Consider the following 22,285-nt stretch of genomic DNA (forward strand, 5'->3'; position numbering starts at 1 on the left):
CACCGGCGGAGACAATCGCACACCGCAAGGGGGCGAAGATGAAACCGCTGCTGGATGTTCTCGTTATTCTGGATGCGCTGGAAAAAGAGGGGAGCTTTGCCGCCGCTTCGGCAAAGCTCTACAAAACGCCTTCGGCCCTGAGCTATGCCGTGCAAAAGCTCGAGAGCGATCTTAATATCCAAATCCTTGACCGTACCGGGCATCGCGCGCGCTTTACCCGCACAGGGCAGATGCTGCTGGAAAAGGGGCGTGACGTGCTGCATTCGGTGCGCAAGCTGGAAAAACAGGCCGTTAAGCTCCACCAGGGCTGGGAAAATGAGCTGGTCATTGGGGTAGATGACACGTTCCCTTTTTCGCTGCTTACGCCGCTCATCGAGGCGTTTTATCAGCGCCACAGCGTCACGCGGCTGATTTTTATCAACGGCGTGCTGGGCGGCTCGTGGGACGCCTTAACGCAGGGCAGGGCGGATATCATCGTTGGGGCGCTGCATGAACCGCCCCAGCTGAGTGAATTTGGCTATGCCCGCCTGGGCGTTCTGGAGCAGATTTTCGCCGTAGCACCTCATCACCCGCTGGCAAATGAACCTGAGCCCGTTACCCGACGCGTGATTAAAAACCATCGCGCCATTGTGGTAGGCGACAGCGCGCGTCCGGAGTGCGGCATATCATCGCAGCTACTAGACGAGCAGGAGGCCATCACCGTTTTTGATTTTAAAACCAAGCTCGAACTGCAAATTAGCGGCCTGGGGTGCGGTTATCTTCCCCGCTATTTAGCGCAGCGGTTTATTGAAAGCGGAGCGCTGGTGGAAAAACAGGTTTTAGCGCAGCGCAGTAACGAATCGGTTTGGGTGGGCTGGAATGAACAAACCGCAGGGCTTGCCAGCGCCTGGTGGCGAGACGAAATTTTAGCAAATAGTGCTATCGCCGCCGTTTACACTCAGGCAGATGATGGGAAATCAACCAGTTAGAAAAATTAATTTATGGGCTTGTTTCTCAATGTATTGCGTTTTGTATCTGGAATAGGGCAAAATGCCGCCGCTGCAAACAAATGAATAATCGACGATATAAAAGGCGTCGGTTATTTTTTTTTGCATGTACGAAACGAAACTAAAAACCAAGAGGCCGGGCTTCGTACCGGATAGATATTTACTAAAATCCGACAGTTGTTGTCGCTGAGGAAGAAAGAAATGGGGCAATTTTTCGCTTACGTGGCGGTTATCACCGTAAAGGAGAATAACTATGTCGCATAACGCAACTCCAAACACCTCTCGCGTGGAATTACGTAAAACGCTTACGTTGATTCCGGTTGTCATGATGGGCCTGGCCTATATGCAACCGATGACGCTGTTCGATACATTCGGTATCGTATCAGGCCTTACTGACGGTCACGTTGCAACGGCGTACGCCTTTGCGCTGGTCGCCATTCTCTTTACGGCGCTGAGCTACGGTAAACTGGTTCGCCGTTTCCCGTCCGCAGGCTCTGCGTACACCTATGCTCAGAAATCCATTAGCCCGGCGGTTGGCTTTATGGTGGGCTGGTCATCCCTGCTGGACTACCTGTTCATGCCGATGATCAACATTCTGCTGGCAAAAATTTACTTCGAAGCGCTGGTGCCTTCCGTGCCGTCGTGGATCTTCGTTGTGGCGCTGGTGGCCTTTATGACCATCTCTAACCTGCGCAGCATCAAGACCGTGGCTAACTTCAATACCCTGATCGTTATTCTTCAGATGGGTATTGTGGCGGTTATCGTTGGGCTGATTATCTACGGCGTTTCCCACGGTGAAGGCGCAGGTACGCTGACCAGCACCCGTCCGTTCTGGTCTGAAGGCGCGCACGTGGTGCCGATGATCACCGGCGCGACTATCCTGTGCTTCTCGTTCCTGGGCTTCGACGGTATCTCTTCTCTGTCTGAAGAGACCAAAGACGCCGAGCGCGTGATCCCGAAAGCGATTTTCCTGACAGCGCTGATTGGCGGCCTGATCTTCATCGGCGCGTCATACTTCCTGCAGCTGTACTTCCCGGACATCTCTCGCTTTAAAGATCCGGATGCATCACAGCCTGAAATCATGCTGTACGTGGCGGGTAAAACCTTCCAGTGGGGCGTGCTGATCTTCTCCAGCGTAACAGTACTGGCTTCCGGTATGGCGGCTCATGCGGGCGTATCGCGTCTGATGTACGTGATGGGCCGTGACGGTGTGTTCCCAACCCGCTTCTTCGGTTACGTGCATCCAAAATGGCGTACCCCAGCGTGGAACGTGCTGCTGGTTGGCGCAATTGCGCTGTTGGCGATTAAGTTCGACCTGGTTACAGCAACTGCGCTTATCAACTTCGGTGCGCTGGTCGCGTTCACCTTCGTTAACCTCTCGGTGATTTCGCAGTTCTGGATCCGTGAGAAGCGCAACAAGACGCTGAAGGATCACATCAACTACCTGGTGCTGCCGGTGTGCGGTGCGCTGACGGTGGGCGCGCTGTGGATTAACCTGGAAGAGAGCTCAATGGTTCTGGGTCTGATCTGGGGCGGTATCGGTCTGGTTTACCTGGCCTGCGTAACGAAGAGCTTCCGCAACCCGGTTCCTCAGTACGAAGACGTAGCGTAAGTTTTAACGCGTTAAAAAAAAGCCGGAGACATCGTCTCCGGCTTTTTTATATCTGCGATTCAGACAATCTCCTGCGCATACTGGTACAGCGCCTTCAGCAACGCCTGCTTCTCGGCATCACCTTCATACTGGCCGTACAGCATCTCCAGCTCCTGGGCATAGCTGTGCAGATACTCCGGCGTAAAGACGTTACGACGATGCTGTAACCAGCGCTCCTGCTCTGCTTCATCCAGCGTGCCGGGGTAGTTACGTGCCCGATAGTTAAACATCAGCTTCTCGATACGCTTATCCGCAAAGGTGATATCCAGCGCGGGCAGGTTACGCGGGTCGGTTTGCAGCACGATATTCATCGCCGCCCGATCGGCATCGCTAAAGAAGCCGTTGTACAGCTGTGCATCCACGTTTTCAGACGGCACAAACGGCTCCGCTTCAGCAAAAATGGCGACGACTTTCTCGCGCACCTGCGGGTTGTCGCGCAGCACCTTCAGGTTATCGAGGCAGTGCTGGCGGTTAATCCCCAGCCGGTCGGCGTCTTCCGGGCGCAGCGTGTTGGCCTGCGCCAGTACAGGGCATTTGTTGATATGCACCAGCTTAACCGGCACAGCGGGCAGGTCACCCAGCGCCTCTTTCGGCGTATACAGCCGCTCGCGTAAGGTGTCGCTGTCGTGCTCAAGCAGCGGCGAAATATCTCCGGCGAGATCCACCATGATAACGGCGTTACGGTTGTCCGGATGCCAGGCGAGTGGCGCCACCCAGCTCGTGTTTCCGCGCCACGCGCCGAACATTCCCGAAATATGCACCAGCGGCTTCATCTGCGGTACATCAATCAGCGTCATCAGCTTCTGCTTGCTGCGATGGCTCAGCAGGTAATCAAACAGGCGCGGCTGCGCGGTTTTCACCAGCTTCGCCATGGCGATGGTCGCGTAGACGTCCGCCATCGCGTCGTGGGCGTTGCTGTGCTCGATGCCGTTGGCCTTAGTCAGGTGCTCCAGCCTGAAGCTCGGCAGGCCGTCGTCGTTTTCCGGCCAGGTAATCCCCTCCGGGCGCAGCGCATAGCAGGCGCGCATGATATCCAGCAAATCCCAGCGCGAATTGCGGTTCTGCCAGCTCCAGGCATAGGGATCGTAGAAGTTGCGGTAGAAGATATTGCGCGTCACTTCATCGTCGAAACGGATGTTGTTGTAGCCCACCACGCAGGTATGGGGCACGGTAAACAGATCGTGAATACGGCGGGCAAATTCCGCTTCGCTGACGCCTTTCTCCCGCGCTTCCTGGGGCGTAATGCCTGTCACCATCACCGCGCCAGGCTGCGGCAGGTAGTCATCGGCGGGCCTGCAGTAAAACACCTCGGGCTCGCCGATGATATTAAACTCGTCATCGGTACGGATAGCCGCAAACTGCGCCGGTCGGTCCAGCGCCGGATGGGTGCCAAAGGTTTCGTAATCGTGGAACAAAAAAGTCGGGCGCGCGGCAGAGTCAGACACCAGTAATCTCATCCTGTTAAAAATTGACGTCTCTATGGTAAACGATTGGGGTGAGCAGTCCGAATAAAAAGCACGCTCGGGCAAGAAATTTGCGAGATCTGTTCCGATAAAACCTGCGCGTTGTCACATTTTTTTGCAATTAAGGCAGGTAACGACATCAGAACTCCCGTAAAAAGGTCATCGATTTTTAATGACCTGAGGATATACCGTTGAAACGCCGTCTGTTTATTGCTGTTTCTTTACTCGCTTCGAGTATTTCATCCGCGCTGGCTGCCGATCCGCTGGATTTTTCACCGCAGCCTCCTGCCATCCAGGCAGGATCGTGGGTACTGATGGATTACACCACGGGTCAAATCTTAACGGCGGGCAACGAACATCAGCAGCGCAATCCGGCGAGTCTGACCAAGCTGATGACGGGATACGTTGTCGATCGCGCTATTGACAGCCACCGCATCAGCCCGGACGACATTGTGACGGTAGGGCGTGACGCCTGGGCAAAAGGCAACCCGGTCTTTGACGGCTCATCGCTGATGTTTCTCAAAGAGGGCGACAGGGTTTCCGTACGCGATCTCAGCCGCGGCCTAATTGTTGACTCCGGCAACGACGCCTGCGTGGCGCTGGCCGATCACGTCGCGGGCGGTCAGCCGCAGTTCGTCAAACTGATGAACGACTATGTGGAAAAGCTGCACCTGCGCGATACCCACTTCGAAACCGTGCATGGCCTGGATGCGCCGGGCCAGCACAGCTCTGCTTACGATCTTGCGGTGCTGTCGAGGGCCATCATTCACGGTGAACCAGAGTTCTACCATATGTACAGCGAAAAGAGCCTGACCTGGAACGGCATCACCCAGCAGAACCGCAACGGCCTGCTGTGGGATAAAACGATGAACGTCGACGGCCTGAAGACCGGGCATACGTCGGGCGCGGGCTTCAACCTGATTGCTTCTGCGGTGGACGGCCAGCGCCGGCTGATTGCCGTTGTGATGGGGGCAGACAGCCCGAAAGGGCGCGAGGATCAGGCACGCAAGCTGCTGCACTGGGGACAGCAGAATTTCGATACGGTGCAGATTCTGCATAACGGGAAGAAGGTGGGCACCGAGCGCGTCTGGTACGGTAATAAAGAGCAGATCGCGCTGGGCACGGATCGGGACTTCTGGCTGTCGCTACCGAAAGCGGAAATACCGAACATTAAGGCCAAATACGTGCTGGATAAAAAAGAGCTGGAAGCGCCGATTGCCGCGCACCAGCGGGTAGGGGAAATCCAGCTGTACGATCGGGACAAGGTGGTGGCGCACTGGCCGCTGGTTACGCTGGAAGGCGTTGAGAAGGGCGGCGTTTTCTCCCGCCTTGGTGATTATCTCCACCATACATTCTGACCTTTTCGAGCAGACTGGCAGCGTTGCGAGTCTGCTCGCATAATTAACACTTCTCGTTTGCCGATAATATTTACTCTGCTTTATAGTGTATAAATACACAGTAATAAACGGAGGCAGCATGGACTACAGCATCAGGCAGCAGCAGAAACGCACGATCGCAGGCTTTCATCTCGTAGGGCCGTGGGAGAAAACGGTCAAGCAGGGATTTGAACAGCTGGTCATGTGGGTAGACGGACGTCATATCCAGCCGCAGGAGTGGGTGGCCGTTTATTACGATAATCCGGATCAAGTGCCGGCAGAAAAACTCCGCTGCGATACCGCCGTAACGGTAGCTGACGATTTCACCATTCCTGAGAACAGCGAAGGGGTAATGATGACCGAAATTGCTGCCGGTGATTATGCCATCGCCACCGCGCGTGTGGAAAACGATGACTTCGCCACCCCGTGGTATCAGTTCTTCAACTCCCTGCTGGAGGACAGCAAATTCCAGATTGCGCCAAAGCCCTGTTTCGAACGCTATCTGAACGATGGCAATGCCGACGGCTACTGGGATATTGAGATGTTTGTTCCGGTAGAGCATAAGGTGGGTTAAGCCTGCGGAATGCAGGGTTTTTCAGCCGGATGTAAACAATCCGGCTGAAAACACAGTACAATTGTGGTTTGCCGTGAAGCTGGAGACGGGTGTGCGCCCCGACAAATCATTAACGCCTTTTGAAATTCGGTTATACAAACATTATCGCGTGGTGCACGGTTGCCGCATTGCGCTGGCGTTTGTTCTGACCTTCGTTCTGGTTCGTTTGCTGAATATTCCGGAAGGAACGTGGCCGCTGATCACGCTGGTGGTGGTGATGGGGCCTATCTCCTTTTGGGGTAACGTTGTCCCGCGTGCATTCGAACGCATTGGCGGCACCGTTTTAGGCTCTGCGCTTGGGCTTATCGCCCTCAAGCTGGAGCTGATTTCCTTCCCGGTCATGCTGCTGTGGTGCGCGGTGGCGATGTTTCTTTGCGGCTGGCTGGCGCTGGGCAAGAGGCCGTACCAGGCCCTGCTGATTGGCATTACGCTCGCGGTCGTGGTCGGTGCCCCGGCGGGGGACATGACTACCGCACTATGGCGAAGCGGGGACGTTATTCTCGGCTCGCTGCTCGCCATGCTGTTTACCGGCATCTGGCCGCAGCGCGCTTTCCTGCACTGGCGCATTCAGATGGCCAGCTACGTCACCGCGTTTAACCGCGTTTACCAGGCCGGTTTTTCTCCAAACCTGATCGAACGTCCGCGGCTGGAAAAGCACCTGCAAAAAATCCTCAATGATGTGGTCAAAATGCGCGGGCTGATTACTCCGGCAAGCAAAGAAACGCACATTCAGAAAGCCATTTTTGAGGCCATTCAGACGGTCAGCCGCAATCTGGTCTGCATGCTTGAGCTGCAAATCAATGCCCACTGGGCTTCCCGTCCCAGCCACTTCCTGATGCTCAACGCGCATACGCTGAAAGAGACGCAGCAGATGACGCAGCAAACCCTGCTGACCATTGCCCACGCGCTCTACGAAGGGAACCCCCAGCCGATTCGGGCCAACAGCGAGCGCCTGAATGAAATCGTCGCCGAGCTGAAACAGCTGATGAATGAACGGCATGTCGACAGCGTGGCGGAAACGCCCATCCATGGCTACGTCTGGCTGAGCATGGAGCTGGCGCGGCAGCTGGAGCTGTTATCGCAGCTGATCTGCCGGGCACTGCGCAAATAAAAAGCGTATGTGACGCCTGCTGCTTCGATTCAGCAACAATTAGGGTTATGATGGTTTTAAACGATATACTCATTGTCATTCGCAGCCGCTGTCTGTTAAAACGGTTGCCTTAACGAATCCGAATCTCACATTATCAGGGGTGTAAAAATGGAAACTACTAAGCCTTCGTTCCAGGATGTTCTGGAGTTCGTTCGCCTGTTCCGCCGCAAAAACAAACTGCAGCGCGAAATCCAGGACGTTGAGAAGAAGATCCGTGACAACCAGAAACGTGTCCTGCTGCTGGACAACCTGAGCGACTACATCAAGCCGGGCATGAGCGTTGAAGCTATTCAGGGCATCATTGCCAGCATGAAGAGCGACTATGAAGATCGCGTTGATGACTACATCATCAAAAACGCCGAGCTGTCCAAAGAGCGTCGCGACATCTCCAAGAAGCTGAAGGTGATGGGCGAAATTAAAAACGTCGACGCTAAGGGCGAGTAATCGCGCAATTTACTGCCCGGTGGCGGCTTCGCCTGCCGGGCCTGCGGTTCCGTGGTCGGGTAAGGCCTGGTTGCTTCCTACAGATTTAGCGAACGCAGAAAAGCAAAAAGCCTGCTCGAAAGCAGGCTTTTTAAATTTGGCTCCTCTGACTGGACTCGAACCAGTGACATACGGATTAACAGTCCGCCGTTCTACCGACTGAACTACAGAGGAATCGTTGTGGAGGCTTATCTTAGCGGCGAAAAAACTTTTGTCAAACCTGATCTTAGGTAAAAGTGACTGATTGATGATTCTGTCGTCGTTTTGTTGCTAATCCAGACATAATTTTATGGAAAATACTTTGCAGGATACGCATTTCTGCCCCATCATTTGAAATGGAGTTTCAACTTTCTCGCTAAGGTCCATTTTGAACGTCACCGCCCCCATACGCCAGGCGATAATGCGCACGCCCTGGTATGCCAAACGTAAAAGCTATCGAGTTCTGTTCTGGCGTGAAATCACCCCCCTTGCTGTGCCCATCTTTCTGGAGAATACCTGCGTCCTGTTAATGGGGGTGCTGAGCACCTTCCTGGTGAGCTGGCTTGGCAAAGAAGCGATGGCAGGGGTAGGGCTGGCGGACAGCTTCAACATGGTTGTGATGTCGTTCTTCGCCGCTATCGATCTCGGGACGACGGTGGTGGTGGCGTTCAGCCTCGGCAAGCTCGATCCGAAACGCGCCCGGGAAGCGGCCAGACAGTCGCTGATGATCATGACGCTCTTTTCGATCGTTCTCGCGGCGGTTATCCATTACTACGGCAAAGAGATCATCGACGTGGTGGCGGGTGAAGCGACCGGTGAGGTGAAGGCGCTCGCGCTCACCTATCTGGAAATGACGGTGCTGAGCTATCCGGCGGCAGCCATCGCGCTGATTGGCAGCGGCGCGCTGCGCGGGGCCGGCAATACCAAAATTCCGCTGCTGATAAACGGCGGGATGAACATCCTGAACATCATCATCAGCACTATCTTGATCTACGGCGTCTTCTCCTGGGATGGGCTGGGTTTTGTCGGCGCGGGGCTAGGGCTGACCATTTCCCGCTATATCGGCGCGGCGGCCATTATCGGCGTTCTGATGGCGGGGATCGCGCCATCGCTACGCCTGACGCTGAAAAGCTATTTCCGTCCGCTTAACTTCGCCATTATCTGGGAAGTGATGGGGATTGGTATTCCGGCCAGTATTGAATCCGTGCTGTTCAACGGCGGGAAGCTGTTAACGCAAATGTTTGTTGCCGGGATGGGGACGGACGTAATCGCCGGTAACTTTATTGCCTTCTCCATCGCCTCGCTCATTAACCTGCCCGGTAACGCGCTGGGGTCAGCGTCGACGATCATCACCGGCAGGCGCCTCGGAAAAGGGCAGATAGGGCAGGCGGAACGGCAGCTTCGCCACGTCTTCTGGCTTTCAACCATTGGGCTGATGGCAATCGCGTGGGGTACCGCGCCGTTTGCAGGGCTGATGGCCTCGTTCTACACGCATGAAAATGACGTAAAAGAGGTGGTAAAGGTGCTGATTTGGCTCAACGCGGCGTTTATGCCGATTTGGGCTGCCTCGTGGGTGCTGCCTGCCGGGCTGAAAGGGGCGCGCGACGCCCGCTTCGCCATGTGGGTGTCCATGCTCGGCATGTGGGGCTGTCGCGTCGTGGCGGGCTACACGCTGGGGGTGATGCTGGGCATGGGCGTGGTCGGCGTCTGGCTGGGGATGTTCCTTGACTGGGCCGTGCGCGGCGCGCTGTTCTACTGGCGTATGGTGAGCGGACGCTGGCTGTGGAAATACCCGCGCAAAAAAACGGAACAGGCGGTTTCGGAAACCGCAAACGCCTGACAAATGCGCGAAGTGGAGAATAAATCGGCAAACGATTGAAAATCTGCATTCACCCTTTGACATCCTCAGGGCGCATCGATAATATGCGCCCCGTTCACACGATTCCTCTGTAGTTCAGTCGGTAGAACGGCGGACTGTTAATCCGTATGTCACTGGTTCGAGTCCAGTCAGAGGAGCCAAATTTAAGAAGCCTGCTTTTAAAGCAGGCTTTTTGCTTTTCTGCGTTCTGTAAACCTGTCGGGAAGCGGCTTCGCCTTACCCAGAGACGGGAAGGCGAAGCCCTGCTATCAGCGGAACGGCGGCTCGTTGAAGGTGCGCAGCTTGCGGGAATGCAGCCTGTCGCCTTCCGCGCGCAGCAAATCGATGGCGCGAATGCCGATTTGCAAATGTTCAGAAATTGCCCCCTCGTAAAAACGGTTCGCCTGACCCGGCAGCTTGATTTCCCCGTGAAGCGGCTTATCGGACACGCACAGCAGCGTGCCGTAAGGCACGCGGAAGCGGTAGCCCTGCGCTGCAATCGTGGCGCTTTCCATGTCGATGGCCACCGCGCGGCTGAGGTTGAAGCGCAGCGCGGAGGCGGAATAACGCAGCTCCCAGTTGCGGTCATCCGTGGTGACGACCGTACCGGTACGCAGGCGCTGCTTCACCTCTTCACCCGGCATACCGCTCACCTCTTTCGTGGCGTCGTACAGGGCGCGCTGCACTTCGGCGATGCTTGGGATTGGAATGTCCGGCGGCAGAACCGCGTCGAGAACGTGGTCGTCGCGCAGGTAGGCGTGGGCCAGGACGTAATCGCCAATCAGCTGGCTTTCGCGCAGGCCGCCGCAGTGGCCGATCATCAGCCAGACGTCCGGGCGCAGCACCGCCAGGTGGTCACAGATGGTTTTCGCGTTAGACGGGCCAACGCCGATGTTAATCAGCGTAATGCCCTGGCCGTCGGCGGTGATCAGGTGCCAGGCCGGCATCTGGTGCTTTTTCCACGCCAGGTCGGAGATGGCCTCCTCCGGCGCTTCGGTTTCGGCGGTGATCCAGATCCCGCCCGCGCAGGAGAGGGCGATGTAAGGGCTGTCCGGGTCGAGGATCTGGCTACAGCCCCAGCGGACAAATTCGTCCACATAGCGCGTGTAGTTGGTAAACAGCACGAACGGCTGGAAGTGTTCGGCCGGCGTGCCGGTGTAATGGCGCAGGCGCGCCAGCGAGAAATCCACCCGGCGGGCATCAAAGTGCGACAGCGGTGAAAATTCTGCCGGGTGGTAGATGCCGTCAGCCGTTTCATCGCCAATCTGCGACAGCTCGGTCGTCGGGAAGTGGCGCGTCAGCCCCGCGCTCATGGAGCGGTCCAGCGTCAGCGCCGAGCCGTCTATCACGTAGGGGTAGGGGATCTCGTGCAGGGACGGTTCGACGCTGATATGCGCGCCGTAGTCCTGGTACAGCAGCGTGAGCTGCTCTTCCAGATAGGGCCGAAACAGCCCTGGACGGGTGATGGTCGTGCTGTAACAGCCCGAGTGGGTGAAGCGGGCATAGGCGCGGGTTTTCGGATTACTGCTGGCGCTGCCGTCCCAGGTGACAGAGAGCGATGGATAAACAAAAAGGCCCTGGGTTCTGGCCTTTTCATCGGGAAGTTTCCCGGTTTCGATATAGTCGCCGATGGCGTTACGCAGCGCGTTGACGGACTGTTCATACAGCGCGTCGAGTTTTTCCAGCGCCTGAGCCGGGGTCAGGCTGGAGCCCTTATTATTCATGTCTGTCTCCTTGTTCCACAGGTGTGCGGCGATACCCGATAGTATGTCACACGCCTGTGAAACAAAAGTGAGGAGATCAGCCGCGCGCGGTTTCCTTCATAAACAGGGCGGTCGCGGCGGAGAGCAGGCAGCCCGCCAGCAGGTAAATCGCCACGCTGTGCCAGTCGCCGCCGGAGAAGGTCACCAGCGCGGCGGCGATAAACGGCGTAAACCCGCCGCCGACCACGCTTGCAACCTGATATCCCACGCCCGCGCCGCTGTATCGGTAGCTTGCGCCGAACAGCTCGGTAAACATCGGTTGCTGCACGCATACCACCATATCGTGGGCGACATTGGCCAGCATGATGGCGAAGAAGACGATCCAGAAGACCGACTGCGCCTCCAGCGCCATAAAGAACGGCCACGCGCTCAGGGTGCCGATTAATGCCCCGGTGATGTAAACCCGCCGACGGCCAAACCGGTCGGCGAGCCAGGCGAAGCAGGGGATGGTCAGGCAGCTTATTCCGCCGACCACCAGGCCAATGTTCAGGAACAGCTCCCGCGGCAGGCCGAGGTTTTGCGTCGAATAGTTCAGGGCAAAAGCGGTGACGATATACATGGTCAACAGTTCACACAGGCGCAGGGCGATAATTTTCAGAAAAGCGCCAGGGTGCTGCACCAGCGCTTCCATCACCGGCAGCCGTTTTTTCGCCGCCGGCTTTTCCCGCTGCTGCTGTTCAAATTCGGCCGACTCCTCCATGCCGTTGCGGATCCAGAGGGCCACCACGACCAGCACAATGCTGAAGATAAACGGTATACGCCAGCCCCAGCTCAGGAACTGCTCGTCGGTGGTGAGCTGGCTTATCAGCGACACCAGCCCGGTGGAGAGCAGCAGGCCCACGCCATACCCCACCTGCACGCCGCTGCTGTAAAAGGCTTTCCTGTTTTTTGGCGCGCTTTCCACGGAGAGCAACGCCGCGCCGCCCCATTCGCCGCCTACGGCAAAGCCCTGAATGGCGCGCAGCGTCACCAGCAGCACCGGTGCCCACCAGCCGATGGAGTCAAAGGACGGTAATATGCCAATTAGCGCGGTGGCAATGCCCATCATCCACACGGTGAGCATCAGCATGCGCTTGCGGCCCAGGCGGTCGCCGAAGTGGCCGAAGATCACCCCGCCGAGAGGGCGAAACAGGAAGCCGACGCCGAAGGTGGCAAAGGCGGCCAGCGTGCCCATGGCGGGGCCGATCTGGGGAAAGAATTCACGGTTGAACACCAGCGCGGCGGTGATGCCGTAGAGCAGAAAGTCATACCAGTCGACGACGGCGCCTGCGAAGCTCCCTAAAGCGGCGCGGCGGGCGCGGTTAAGCGAAGGTGTCTCCTCGTCAGGGCGAGCGGAGATGAGGGTTGAGTCCATAGTTGTCCTGTCCGTACTGATTTTTAATTATTGGTATAAGAAAAGGTCACTCACACTGCGGCCGTCGTAGTGACGGAACGTATGAGACTACCGCGACGGGCGGCCTGAGAAAACGTTTTTATCTTTCCTGAAAGCGCTAAATAAATATATTTCATCTTACCCCGCCCCAACATAAATCAGCCTGTTTGGCTCCGGTTAGGTCTGGATGGTTTACAGTAATAACGATCGCAACGTGACGTAAGCTGAGGGAATAACCATGCAACGCCTCTTTCCTGCACTCTGGGTCGTTCTGTTTTTAGTGGTTTCGCCGCTGCATGCGGAGCCTAAAGTTTATGGCGAGCAGCGCATTCACCGCTGGTGGGACGCGCTGACGGACGATATTTCTCAGACCTGGGAGCAGCCGGATCGTTACGATCTCTATCTGCCGTTTCTGAGCTGGCACGCTCGCTTTATGTACGATAAAGAAAAAACCGACAATTACAACGAAATGCCGTGGGGCGGGGGGCTGGGCATATCTCGCTACAGCGACGAGGGCAACTGGAGCGCGCTCTTTGCCATGATGTTTAAAGATTCCCACAACGAGTGGCAGCCCGCGATGGGCTACGGCTGGGAAAAAGGGTGGTATCTCGATAACGCGAAAGATTTCCGCCTGGGGCTGGGCGCCGCGGCGGGCATCACGGCCCGCGACGACTTTGCTAACTATGTTCCGCTTCCGTTTATCTTTCCCCTGTTCTCCGCCGGGTACAAGCGCGTTACCGTTCAGTTCACCTATATTCCCGGAACCTACAACAACGGCAACGTGCTGTTTGCCTGGCTGCGGCTGGGCTTTTAAAGGGTGATCACTTTTTTAGCCACCGCGTTGGAGAGGATCAGCAGAGAAAACAGGACCGACGTTATAAAGGTGAGCACGATCAGGGCAAGCTTGATGCTCAGCGAGGTCACCGGAATAAGGGCCGTCAGCAGGTGAAACACCGAGTAGTGCATAATATATACCCCGGTCATCGTTTTGCTGATGGCGGCCAGCACGGACTCCTTAAACTCCGCATTGCGGCGAAAGCGTACGCCATTTGCCGCAATCACCAGCGCGATAATCAGAATGTAGATTTGCGATCCGGTGAGAATAAAGGCGTTTCTGTCGGCTTTAAACAGCGCGAAAAAGAAGTGGCGCTCGTAAAACCACGTGAAGAGATAGATAAACGGAATGGCAATTACCGCTGCCCTGACCACGCTTTTGCGGCCGATCCACGCTGCGATTTGCGGATCGCAAAAAAGCTGCCCCGTCAGATAAAACAGCAGCCACGTCCACAGCCGGTACTGGGGCGACAGCGAAAGAACATGGGCCTCAGGATAGAGCGCTGACAGCAAATCGTACCCGTACGAGAAAAGCAGCAGGCCGGCAATCACCCCGCAAAACAGCCTGCGCCGCTGGCTGAGCCACTCCACCGCCGGATGAAACGTGTAAATCACGACAAACGCGAACACGAACCAGGGCTGGATCAGATAGCCGCGCTGATAGGGCTCCCACAGGTAGTAGATGGTTATCCAGAACAGAAAGACGATAACCAGGCTTTTGATCTTATTAAGCTGCCAGCTTGTGCCGTGACGGGATTGCCCGTCCAGATAACCTGCAACCACAAAAAACAGCGGCGTGGCGATGGTCGAAATAAACGTTAAAAAGCCCAGGATCCAGTGGTAGTCATAATCATAACGATCCCAGGTGTTGTAGATGGTGAAAAAGGTTACCGCCGTCATACAGCCCAGCGTCTTGATGATGTTCAGCCCTGTCGCATTCATTGTTGTTCAGCTTTGTCCTTACGATGAAAACACGCATAAATTACCGGGAGTACCAAAAGCGTAAGGATTGTAGCAAACCCAAGTCCAAACATAATCACAACGGCCATGCTCTGGAAGAACACATCCAGCAGCAGGGGAGCGAGGCCAAGCACGGTGGTAAAGGCGGTCAGCAGGATAGGGCGCAGGCGCGAGGTGGCGGCACAGACGATCGCGTCGTGCTGATCCTTATGCGCTTTCTGCTGCTCGATCTCTTCCACCAGCACAATGCCGTTGCGGATCAGCATCCCGCTCAGGCTCAGCAGGCCTATCAGCGCCATAAAGCCAAACGGAATACCGGTGATCAAGAATCCCGGCGTGACGCCGATCAGCGCCAGCGGTACGGTCAGCCAGATGGCAACGGCGTTTTTCAGCGAACTGAACATCAGAACCGTGATGGCAAACATCACCAGATACCCCAGCGGCAGCGTGGTGAACAGGCCCTGCTGCGCTTCGCTGGAGTTTTCTGCATCTCCGCCCCACTCGATGCTGTAGCCGTGGGGCAGGGGAAGCGCATCAACGTGCGGCTTCACGCGGGCGAGAATATCGCCGGAGGTCTGCTGGCTCAGCGGGTCGGGGTCGGTCTGCACGGTCAGCACCCGCGAGCGGTCGCGACGCAGGATCAGCGGGTCTTCCCACTCCAGCGAGAAGCTGCTGACGACGTTACTCAGCGGAATATACTGCTGCCGGGTCTGGCTCCAGACCAGCACGTTGTTCAGGTGATTGGCGTCCAGACGCTCGCTTTCCGGGGGGCGCACCACCACGGGTAACAGGTCGCTCCCTTCCCGGTACAGTCCCGCCCGGCTGCCGGAGAAATTCATCTCCAGGGCGTTATCGACGTCCTGCTTATCCACGCCAAGCTCGCGGCCGAGCGCGGCAACGTACTGGGGACGGATCACCTTGCTGCGGTTTTGCCAGTCGTTCCTGACGCTGTCGGTGGCCGGATCGCGCGCGAGGATATCATCCACCTGGCTGGCTATCAGGCGCAGCCTGTCGGGATCGGGCCCTTTAATGCGTACCTCAATGGCGCTGTCGCCGGAGGGGCCAAACATTACCCGCTTCGTGCTGGCGTTAACCTGCGGGTAGTGGCGGGCAATGTACTCATCCACGTGGCGTGCCAGCGCCGGAATAGTACGCCGATCGTCCATCCGCACCATGATTTGCGCGTAGTTGCTGTACTGGCGCTGCCCGCTGTAGGTCAGAATAAAACGCATACTTCCCTGACCAATCGTTGAGACCGTGGTCTCCACGCCGGGCTGGCCGTTAATGGTTTTCTCAATATCCCCGGTCATCTTCTCGGTCCATTTGATGTCGGTTCCGTAAGGAAGCCAGAGGTCGACAAAGAAAATCGGCGTACTGGAGGAGGGAAAGAAGTTCTGGCGGACCGAACCAAAGCCCCAGACCGCAGCGGCCAGCAGGGCGGCCATGACGATCAGCGTCGGTGCCTTACGCCGCAGTAGCGCGCTCAGCAAGCCCTGATAGAGCCGATAGATGCGTTTGTCGTAAGGATCCGTTTCGTCGGCCTTCGGCGGCCCTGCGTCATGCTTAAACAGCCACCACTTAATCAGCACCGGCGTAATGGTGAGGGCTGAGAACCAGCTCAGCATGAGCGAAATCAGCAGCACCTGAAACAGCGATTTACAGTACTCGCCGGTGGAGTCCTGCGACAGCCCTACGGGCGCAAAGGCCAGAATAGCGATCACCGTCGCGCCCAGCAGCGGCAGGGCAGAGCGGCGGATAATGTGATTAATGGCCCCGTACAGGGGCGAACCCTGCTGCCGGGCAATAAGTACCCCTTCGACAATCACGATGGCGTTGTCCACCAGCATACTGAGGGCGATGATCAGCGCCCCCAGGGAAATGCGCTGCAGTTCAATTCCCCAGAGATACATGAAAAGCAGCGTACCCAGCACGTTGAGCGCGAGGGAGAAGGCGATGATAATCCCGCTGCGCAGGCCCATAAAAATCAGCAGCACGCCGACGACGATTGCCAGCGCCATCAGGAAATTAACGATAAACCCGTTCACGGAATGGCCCACTTCCGCGGCCTGATCGTAAAACAGGTCGATATGGATCCCCGCCGGTTTTTCAGCGGACATCTGCTGAAGCTTCACCTCCAGCGCATGCCCCACGTCGATCACATTCACGCCGGGGATAAAAGAGACGCCCATGGTGACGGCCTTTCTGCCGTTGGCATGGTAGATGCCGGGCGGTGAGGCATTCAGCCCGCGCGACAGGGTGGCGATATCCCTTAGGCGGGTAGTTGCCCCGGTGCCGGACGGGGAGATGATGAGATCGGCAAGCTCGTCAATATTCTCGAACTCACCGGTAGGATGCAGGCGGATCGACTCGGTTCCGGCGGGAATGTCCCCCGCGCTGGAGACCACGTTCAGCCTGCCCAGCAGCGCGGAGAGCTGGTTTAGCGTGATTCCGCGCGCGGCCATTTTGCTCAGAGAAATATCCACGTTGATCTGCTGGCTGATGGCCCCGCCGATGGCGACCTTACCGACGCCCGGCACCAGGACCAGCTCCCGGCGCAGCTGCTCGGCATAGCGCACCAGTTCCGGATTGCTAAATTCATCTCCGGAAATGGCAAAGAAAAAGCCGAACACGTCGCCAAAATCGTCATTCACAAACGGGGTCACTACGCCCGGCGGAAACTGGCGCGCGGCATCCCCCACGCGGCGGCGCAGTTCATCCCAGATCTGCGGCAGATCGTTTGAATGGTAGCGCGACGCGATATTCACGGTGATTTGCGACAGGCCGCTGGAGGAGATGGAGCTGACGTTATCCAGGTACGGTAGCTGCTGAAGCGCGTTTTCCAGCGGCAGGGTGACCTCTTCCTCAACCTGCTGCGCCGACGCGCCCGGATAGTGGGTGACCACAACCGCCGTTTTGATGGTAAAGGCGGGATCTTCCAGCCTGCCGATATTCAGCAGGGCAAACACGCCGCCAACGCCCAGCAGCAGAATAGTCAGCCAGACGCGAACCGGGTTGTTGATAAACTGACGAGTGATATCCATTACAGTCCCCGTTCACGCGTCCAGATGCGAACCGGCTGGTTGGCATGCAATTCCCCCACGCCCGCGGCCACCACGCGCTCGCCGGCATGAAGTCCGCGCGTGATCACCACTCCCTCGGTGCTGACCTGGCCCACGCTGACCTTGCGATCTTCCAGGTGCAACGCATCGCCCTCACCCTTGACCACCCAGACGTGCGGCTCATTGCGCGGGCTGTTATCGGGGTTAAAGACCGCCTCAACCGGCACCACCAGCGCCTGAGTGCCCACCCCCGCGGGAAGGTTGGTTAGATTGACGGTGACCGTCCCGCTGACGCCCCCCACGGCGGGAAAATCGTCCGGCCTGGGCATGGTTAAAATTACCTGCCAGGTCAGGGTATTGCTGTCGCTGCTGCCCGAGTGCTCTTTGTAGACGGCGGTAAATTCGCGGTCGGGCAGGGCGTTAATCCTCACGACCGGGCGATACTGCATATTGCGGATATCGAAGGTTCTGAACAGATTCTCAGGAATGCTGAACACCACGTCCAGCGTGTCCGTGCGGGTCAGCGTGACGACGGGCTGGCCTGCTGAAACGACCTGATGGTTTCGCACGTGCACGCTGGCCGCAGTCCCGCTAAAGGGGGCGACGAGCGTCATCTGGCTTAATTCTTCGCGGGCAATCTGTAGCGCGGCGTTTGCGGAGTCGCGCTGCGCGCGCTGAACGTCCATCTCGGCCTTCGAAATGGCCTGGCGTCCCGCCAGCGTCTGGAAGCGGTCGAACTGCCGCTGGGCCAGCGTCGCCGCCGTTTGCCTGTCGTTCAGGCGCTGCTGCGCCTCGCGGGCGTTGAGCCTGGCGAGCGGTTGCCCCTGCCTGATGACGGCGCTCTGGCGAATATCGAGCGCCTCAATCTGCCCGGGACGCTTGAAGGCCAGATCCGTGGCGTCGCCGGATTCGATGCGGGCGGGGAAAACCCGCTGCTGCGCGCTGCCGGCTTCAGCCACCTCCGCGACTTTTACCATTTTGGGCAGGGGAGCGGCGGGATCGGGTCTGGAGTCGCACGCCGTCAGCAGCAGTAAAGCGACGGGCAGAAAAGAGACGTAACGTTTCACGGTATTCCCCTGAAAATAATTATTTTATTTCGTCATCAATGCTGAGGCGGCGCTATTCTGCCAGGGCCGAGACGACCGCATAGGTAAATAAGCCGATTGCCGTGCTGGCGATAATGGCAAGCGCGATAAACAAACCAAGTCGAATCAGGCTTAAACCGTACATGCATTCCTCCATGAGGTGGAAGGTGGCGCGGGATAAATATCAGTGAGCGCGTTGCGTGCCTGACTATGAGCATAGTCGGTGAATAAATAAATGTTAAATAACCATTATTAGCGGCGTGTCGCCTTCGGGCTGAACGTTAGTAACGAAAGCTGGTTCGCTTTGAATAACATCCTGATATTCCTGTGCTACGTTTAATAGCATTCATCCCTTTTTTCTCTAAACGTCATTCACGCGTATACCCCTGCGCGTTATGCGATCTCTCCTGGTTCACACACCGTCGTGTTGGTCATAAAAAGGATGCTCGGTATGTATAAAAATATTCTGGTTCCGGTGGACGTCTATGAGACAACCCTCTCTGACAAAGCGCTTCAGCACGCTCAGTTCCTGGCGCAAAGCGCGTCGGGTGAAATCCACCTGCTGCACGTTATGCCAAAGTTCTCCGCTGAACTGACGCGCGGCTTTATTGCAGACGCAAGAAAGATGGATGAATATATGATTAATAACGCTAAAGAAAAGCTTGCCGCGCTGGTAAAAAAAGTCAACCTGCCGGAGGCCCACGTCCATCTCCACGTTCGCAGCGGAAATATTCGTGATGAGGTAATAAAGCTGGCGGATGAACTTAACGCCGGAGCGATAATTGTGGGGTCGCGCAATCCTAATATTCAAACCCACTTATTAGGATCGGAGGCGGCGAGTATCGTTCGTTACGCGCATGTTCCTGTTTTCGTTATTCGTTAATGGCGTGAAGCAAGGTGATTTCTGAAAAGAACCCGAGGAAGGCACGATGAAAACAGAAAAACCTCACCGTCCGTATTATCAACAGACCGTTGAAGAAACCCTGACAAATATACAATCCAGCCCCGACGGACTTAGCCGTACGGAAGCCACCGCCAGGCTGGAACAATATGGTGAAAACGCGTTGCCGCAAAAAGCGGGTAAACCCGGCTGGCTGCGCTTTTTAGCCCATTTTAACGATGTCCTTATTTATGTTCTGCTGGCGGCGGCGCTGCTGAAGCTGATAATGGGACACTGGGTGGATATGTTTGTCATTCTCGGGGTCGCCGTCATTAACGCCCTGATCGGCCATATTCAGGAGAGCAACGCGGAGAAATCGCTGCAAAGCATTCGCAATATGCTCTCCAGCGAGGCGGTGGTCATCAGGCAGGGCAGCCATGAAACCATTCCCACCACGGCGCTGGTACCGGGAGACGTTGTGGTGATACGCGCCGGGGACCGCATTCCCGCCGACCTTCGCGTGATAGAGGCCCACAACCTGCGGGTGGAAGAGGCTATCCTCACCGGCGAATCCACCGTCGTGGAGAAAAGCAGCGATGCGCTCAGCGGCGAACTGCCGTTAGGCGACCGTTACAACCTGCTTTATTCCGGCACCACGGTCAGCTCCGGCGGGGGGAAAGGGCTGGTGGTGGCGACCGGCGGCGAGACCGAGCTCGGCCACATCAACCAGATGATGTCGGACATTGAAAAGCATCGTACCCCGCTGATGGTGCAAATGGACAGGCTCGGCAAGACCATTTTCATCACCATTCTGGTGATGATGGTGGCGCTGTTTGTTTTCAGCCTCATCTTCAGGGATATGCCCGTTTCAGAGCTGGTGCTGTCGCTGATAAGCCTGGCGGTGGCGGCGGTGCCGGAAGGATTACCGGCCATTATCTCGATCATCCTCTCGCTGGGCGTCCAGGCGATGGCGCGGCGCAAGGCGATTATTCGCAAGCTGCCCACCGTGGAAACGCTGGGGGCGATGACGGTTATCTGCTCGGACAAAACCGGCACCCTGACGATGAACGAAATGACGGTAAAAGCGGTCATCACCGCCGATACCACCTATCGCGTGGAGGGGGACAGCTACGAGCCGGTAGGGAATATTCACCCTGTTGACGACCCGACGCCAGCGAGCGTGGACCAGGGCTCGGTGCTGGAGCGCTATCTGCGCACCGTCGATCTCTGTAATGACAGCCAGCTGATCAAAGATGAGCAGGGGCTTTGGAAAATCACGGGTGGCCCGACCGAGGGTGCGCTGAAGGTGCTGGCGGCGAAAATCCCGCTGCCTGCCGTCGATTCTGAGCTGCGCGGTAAAATCCCCTTTGATTCGCAGTACAAGTACATGTCCACCCTTTATCGTCTTGGCGACGAAGAGGTGATACTGATCACCGGCGCGCCGGACGTGCTTTTCCGCCTTTGCCAGCAGCAGCAGACGAACGGCGGGCTGGAGCCGTTCAATCAGCCCTACTGGGAAGAGAAAATTGAAGCGTATGCCCGTGAAGGGCTGCGCATGGTGGCGGCGGCCTGGAAACCTGCCGCCAGCGGCCAGCGCGAGCTGGAGCATGCGGATTTGCAGGAGGGCGTTATTCTGCTCGGTATCGCCGGCATGATGGATCCGCCGCGTCCGGAGGCCATTACGGCCATTGCCGACTGCCTGCAGGCGGGGATTCGCGTGAAGATGATTACCGGCGATCATCCGCAAACGGCAATGAGTATTGGCCAGATGCTGGGTATCGGTAACGCCGCGAGCGCCATCACGGGACGCGAGCTGGAGGCAATGGACGACCAGCAGCTGAGCGAGGCGGCGCAGAAATACGATATTTTTGCGCGCACCAGCCCGGAAGATAAATTCCGCCTGGTGCAGGCGCTGCAAAGTAAGCAGGAAGTGGTGGGGATGACCGGGGACGGCGTGAACGATGCTCCGGCGCTGAAGCGGGCGGATGTCGGCATCGCAATGGGCATCAAAGGTACCGAGGTCACCAAAGAAGCCGCCGACATGGTGCTAACGGATGATAACTTCGCCACCATCGCCAGTGCGGTGCACGAGGGGCGGCGGGTCTACGACAACCTGAAGAAGACCATTCTGTTTGTGATCCCAAGCAACATCGCCCAGGCGTTGCTGATCATTATTGCCCTGCTGGCGGGGAACCTGATCCCGTTAACGCCCGTGCTTATCCTCTGGATGAACATGGCGACGTCGGCAACGCTGTCGTTTGGCCTGGCGTTTGAAGCAGGCGAGAAGGACATCATGCACCGGCCGCCGCGGAAGTCGAATCTGCACGTCATGGACGGTTTCGCCATCTGGCGGGTGGCGTTTGTCGGCCTGATGATTGCCATCAGCGCCTTTGTGCTGGAGGCCTGGCTGCAGCCGCGGGGTTACTCGCCGGAATTCATCCGCACCGTGCTGCTGCAGATGCTGGTGACGGCCCAGTGGTTCTACATGCTCAACTGCCGCGCCACCGACGGTTTCTCCCTGAGCAAAGGTCTGCTGGCCAATAAGGGAATATGGATTGTCAGCGGCGTGCTGCTGATGCTTCAGCTTCTGATCGTCTATGCACCGTTCATGCAGATGCTGTTCGGTACCGAAGCGCTGCCTTTCCGCTACTGGATCATTACCTTCCTGATTGGGTTTGCGATGTTCATGATTGTCGAAGCGGAAAAAGTCCTCACCCGGAAGTGGCGCACGCCAAAAGCATAGCTATGCAAGTATGATAAGCCTGCCCACCGG

General features: G+C 57.0%; 16 protein-coding genes, 2 tRNA genes and 1 pseudogene. 12 read left to right on the top strand and 7 right to left on the bottom strand.

Going from position 1 to position 22,285, the window contains the following annotated elements; translation table 11 throughout:
* The first annotated feature begins 38 nt into the window (after positions 1-38).
* The 3 genes from IM304_RS07825 to IM304_RS07835 all read left to right on the top strand — a co-directional run bounded on the left by IM304_RS07825 (position 39) and on the right by IM304_RS07835 (position 2,598).
* Positions 39-968, top strand: coding sequence for a LysR substrate-binding domain-containing protein (locus tag IM304_RS07825; RefSeq protein ID WP_193355837.1), 930 nt, complete (start codon positions 39-41; stop codon positions 966-968).
* A gap of 219 nt (positions 969-1,187) precedes the next feature.
* Positions 1,188-1,250, top strand: a complete 63-nt coding sequence (gene yoeI, locus IM304_RS07830; protein ID WP_099458931.1) for a membrane protein YoeI — start codon at positions 1,188-1,190, stop codon at positions 1,248-1,250.
* Positions 1,240-2,598 (top strand): APC family permease, encoded by a 1,359-nt coding sequence (locus IM304_RS07835; protein ID WP_193355836.1) that lies wholly within the window; start codon positions 1,240-1,242, stop codon positions 2,596-2,598. Before yoeI ends, IM304_RS07835 begins: the two co-directional genes overlap by 11 nt.
* Positions 2,599-2,657: 59 nt before the next feature.
* On the opposite strand, the gene sbcB is transcribed toward IM304_RS07835, so the two are convergent.
* Complete coding sequence (gene sbcB, locus IM304_RS07840) at positions 2,658-4,094, bottom strand: exodeoxyribonuclease I (RefSeq protein WP_370627159.1); 1,437 nt, start codon at positions 4,092-4,094, stop codon at positions 2,658-2,660.
* Between the two features lie 197 nt (positions 4,095-4,291).
* On the opposite strand from sbcB, the gene dacD reads away from it, so the two are divergent.
* The 4 genes from dacD to IM304_RS07860 all read left to right on the top strand — a co-directional run bounded on the left by dacD (position 4,292) and on the right by IM304_RS07860 (position 7,683).
* Positions 4,292-5,458 carry a serine-type D-Ala-D-Ala carboxypeptidase DacD gene (dacD, locus tag IM304_RS07845; protein WP_193355835.1) on the top strand — a complete coding sequence of 389 codons (1,167 nt, stop codon included), beginning with the start codon at positions 4,292-4,294 and terminating at the stop codon, positions 5,456-5,458.
* A gap of 118 nt (positions 5,459-5,576) precedes the next feature.
* On the top strand, positions 5,577-6,050 hold the full coding sequence (sbmC, locus tag IM304_RS07850; RefSeq protein WP_148418201.1) for a DNA gyrase inhibitor SbmC: 474 nt from the start codon (positions 5,577-5,579) through the stop codon (positions 6,048-6,050).
* Positions 6,051-6,141: 91 nt separating this feature from the next.
* Positions 6,142-7,200: an FUSC family protein gene (locus IM304_RS07855; protein ID WP_148418200.1), complete on the top strand. Its 1,059-nt coding sequence runs from the start codon at positions 6,142-6,144 to the stop codon at positions 7,198-7,200.
* 147 nt (positions 7,201-7,347) lie between these two features.
* Positions 7,348-7,683 (top strand): DUF496 family protein, encoded by a 336-nt coding sequence (locus IM304_RS07860; protein WP_000450410.1) that lies wholly within the window; start codon positions 7,348-7,350, stop codon positions 7,681-7,683.
* Positions 7,684-7,820: 137 nt separating this feature from the next.
* On the opposite strand, the gene IM304_RS07865 is transcribed toward IM304_RS07860, so the two are convergent.
* A tRNA-Asn gene (locus tag IM304_RS07865) sits at positions 7,821-7,896 on the bottom strand.
* A gap of 161 nt (positions 7,897-8,057) precedes the next feature.
* Here IM304_RS07865 and emmdR point away from each other — a divergent pair.
* Both emmdR and IM304_RS07875 read left to right on the top strand, forming a co-directional pair.
* Positions 8,058-9,541: pseudogene (gene emmdR, locus IM304_RS07870) on the top strand (multidrug efflux MATE transporter EmmdR).
* A 103-nt stretch (positions 9,542-9,644) separates the two neighbouring features.
* A tRNA-Asn gene (locus IM304_RS07875) sits at positions 9,645-9,720 on the top strand.
* Positions 9,721-9,828: 108 nt separating this feature from the next.
* Here IM304_RS07875 and IM304_RS07880 read toward each other — a convergent pair.
* Positions 9,829-11,283: an AMP nucleosidase gene (locus IM304_RS07880; protein ID WP_148418197.1), complete on the bottom strand. Its 1,455-nt coding sequence runs from the start codon at positions 11,281-11,283 to the stop codon at positions 9,829-9,831.
* Positions 11,284-11,359: 76 nt separating this feature from the next.
* Positions 11,360-12,676, bottom strand: coding sequence for a shikimate transporter (shiA, locus tag IM304_RS07885; RefSeq protein WP_176609964.1), 1,317 nt, complete (start codon positions 12,674-12,676; stop codon positions 11,360-11,362).
* A gap of 256 nt (positions 12,677-12,932) precedes the next feature.
* Here shiA and pagP point away from each other — a divergent pair, with 256 nt between their 5' ends.
* Positions 12,933-13,508, top strand: coding sequence for a lipid IV(A) palmitoyltransferase PagP (gene pagP / locus IM304_RS07890; RefSeq protein WP_193355833.1), 576 nt, complete (start codon positions 12,933-12,935; stop codon positions 13,506-13,508).
* On the opposite strand, the gene IM304_RS07895 is transcribed toward pagP, so the two are convergent.
* The 3 genes from IM304_RS07895 to IM304_RS07905 are packed head-to-tail and all read right to left on the bottom strand — an operon-like array spanning position 13,505 to position 18,614.
* The gene (locus IM304_RS07895) at positions 13,505-14,470 is read right to left on the bottom strand and encodes an acyltransferase (protein WP_193355832.1); all 966 of its coding nucleotides are present in this window, start codon (positions 14,468-14,470) and stop codon (positions 13,505-13,507) included. The genes pagP and IM304_RS07895 overlap by 4 nt on opposite strands.
* Positions 14,467-17,529, bottom strand: a complete 3,063-nt coding sequence (locus tag IM304_RS07900; protein ID WP_193355831.1) for an efflux RND transporter permease subunit — start codon at positions 17,527-17,529, stop codon at positions 14,467-14,469. Before IM304_RS07900 ends, IM304_RS07895 begins: the two co-directional genes overlap by 4 nt.
* A complete protein-coding gene (locus tag IM304_RS07905) occupies positions 17,529-18,614 on the bottom strand; it encodes an efflux RND transporter periplasmic adaptor subunit (RefSeq protein ID WP_193355830.1) in 1,086 nt (361 codons plus the stop codon). Before IM304_RS07905 ends, IM304_RS07900 begins: the two co-directional genes overlap by 1 nt.
* Before the next feature lie 469 nt (positions 18,615-19,083).
* On the opposite strand from IM304_RS07905, the gene IM304_RS07910 reads away from it, so the two are divergent.
* The gene (locus tag IM304_RS07910) at positions 19,084-19,515 is read left to right on the top strand and encodes a universal stress protein (RefSeq protein ID WP_148418192.1); all 432 of its coding nucleotides are present in this window, start codon (positions 19,084-19,086) and stop codon (positions 19,513-19,515) included.
* A gap of 46 nt (positions 19,516-19,561) precedes the next feature.
* Positions 19,562-22,255 (top strand): cation-transporting P-type ATPase, encoded by a 2,694-nt coding sequence (locus IM304_RS07915; protein ID WP_193355829.1) that lies wholly within the window; start codon positions 19,562-19,564, stop codon positions 22,253-22,255.
* Positions 22,256-22,285 lie beyond the last annotated feature (30 nt).

It is taken from the genome of Enterobacter cloacae complex sp. P40C2 (genome assembly GCF_014930695.1).
In the GTDB taxonomy this organism is placed as follows: domain Bacteria; phylum Pseudomonadota; class Gammaproteobacteria; order Enterobacterales; family Enterobacteriaceae; genus Enterobacter; species Enterobacter pasteurii.

Coding starts and splice junctions, on each gene's coding strand:
- sbmC (WP_148418201.1), top strand. CDS start 5,577: ATGGACTACAGCATCAGGCAGCAGCAGAAACGCACGATCGCAGGCTTT.
- sbcB (WP_370627159.1), bottom strand. CDS start 4,094: ATGAGATTACTGGTGTCTGACTCTGCCGCGCGCCCGACTTTTTTGTTC.
- IM304_RS07900 (WP_193355831.1), bottom strand. CDS start 17,529: ATGGATATCACTCGTCAGTTTATCAACAACCCGGTTCGCGTCTGGCTG.
- IM304_RS07915 (WP_193355829.1), top strand. CDS start 19,562: ATGAAAACAGAAAAACCTCACCGTCCGTATTATCAACAGACCGTTGAA.
- pagP (WP_193355833.1), top strand. CDS start 12,933: ATGCAACGCCTCTTTCCTGCACTCTGGGTCGTTCTGTTTTTAGTGGTT.
- IM304_RS07825 (WP_193355837.1), top strand. CDS start 39: ATGAAACCGCTGCTGGATGTTCTCGTTATTCTGGATGCGCTGGAAAAA.
- IM304_RS07880 (WP_148418197.1), bottom strand. CDS start 11,283: ATGAATAATAAGGGCTCCAGCCTGACCCCGGCTCAGGCGCTGGAAAAA.
- IM304_RS07860 (WP_000450410.1), top strand. CDS start 7,348: ATGGAAACTACTAAGCCTTCGTTCCAGGATGTTCTGGAGTTCGTTCGC.
- IM304_RS07895 (WP_193355832.1), bottom strand. CDS start 14,470: ATGAATGCGACAGGGCTGAACATCATCAAGACGCTGGGCTGTATGACG.
- IM304_RS07910 (WP_148418192.1), top strand. CDS start 19,084: ATGTATAAAAATATTCTGGTTCCGGTGGACGTCTATGAGACAACCCTC.
- IM304_RS07835 (WP_193355836.1), top strand. CDS start 1,240: ATGTCGCATAACGCAACTCCAAACACCTCTCGCGTGGAATTACGTAAA.
- shiA (WP_176609964.1), bottom strand. CDS start 12,676: ATGGACTCAACCCTCATCTCCGCTCGCCCTGACGAGGAGACACCTTCG.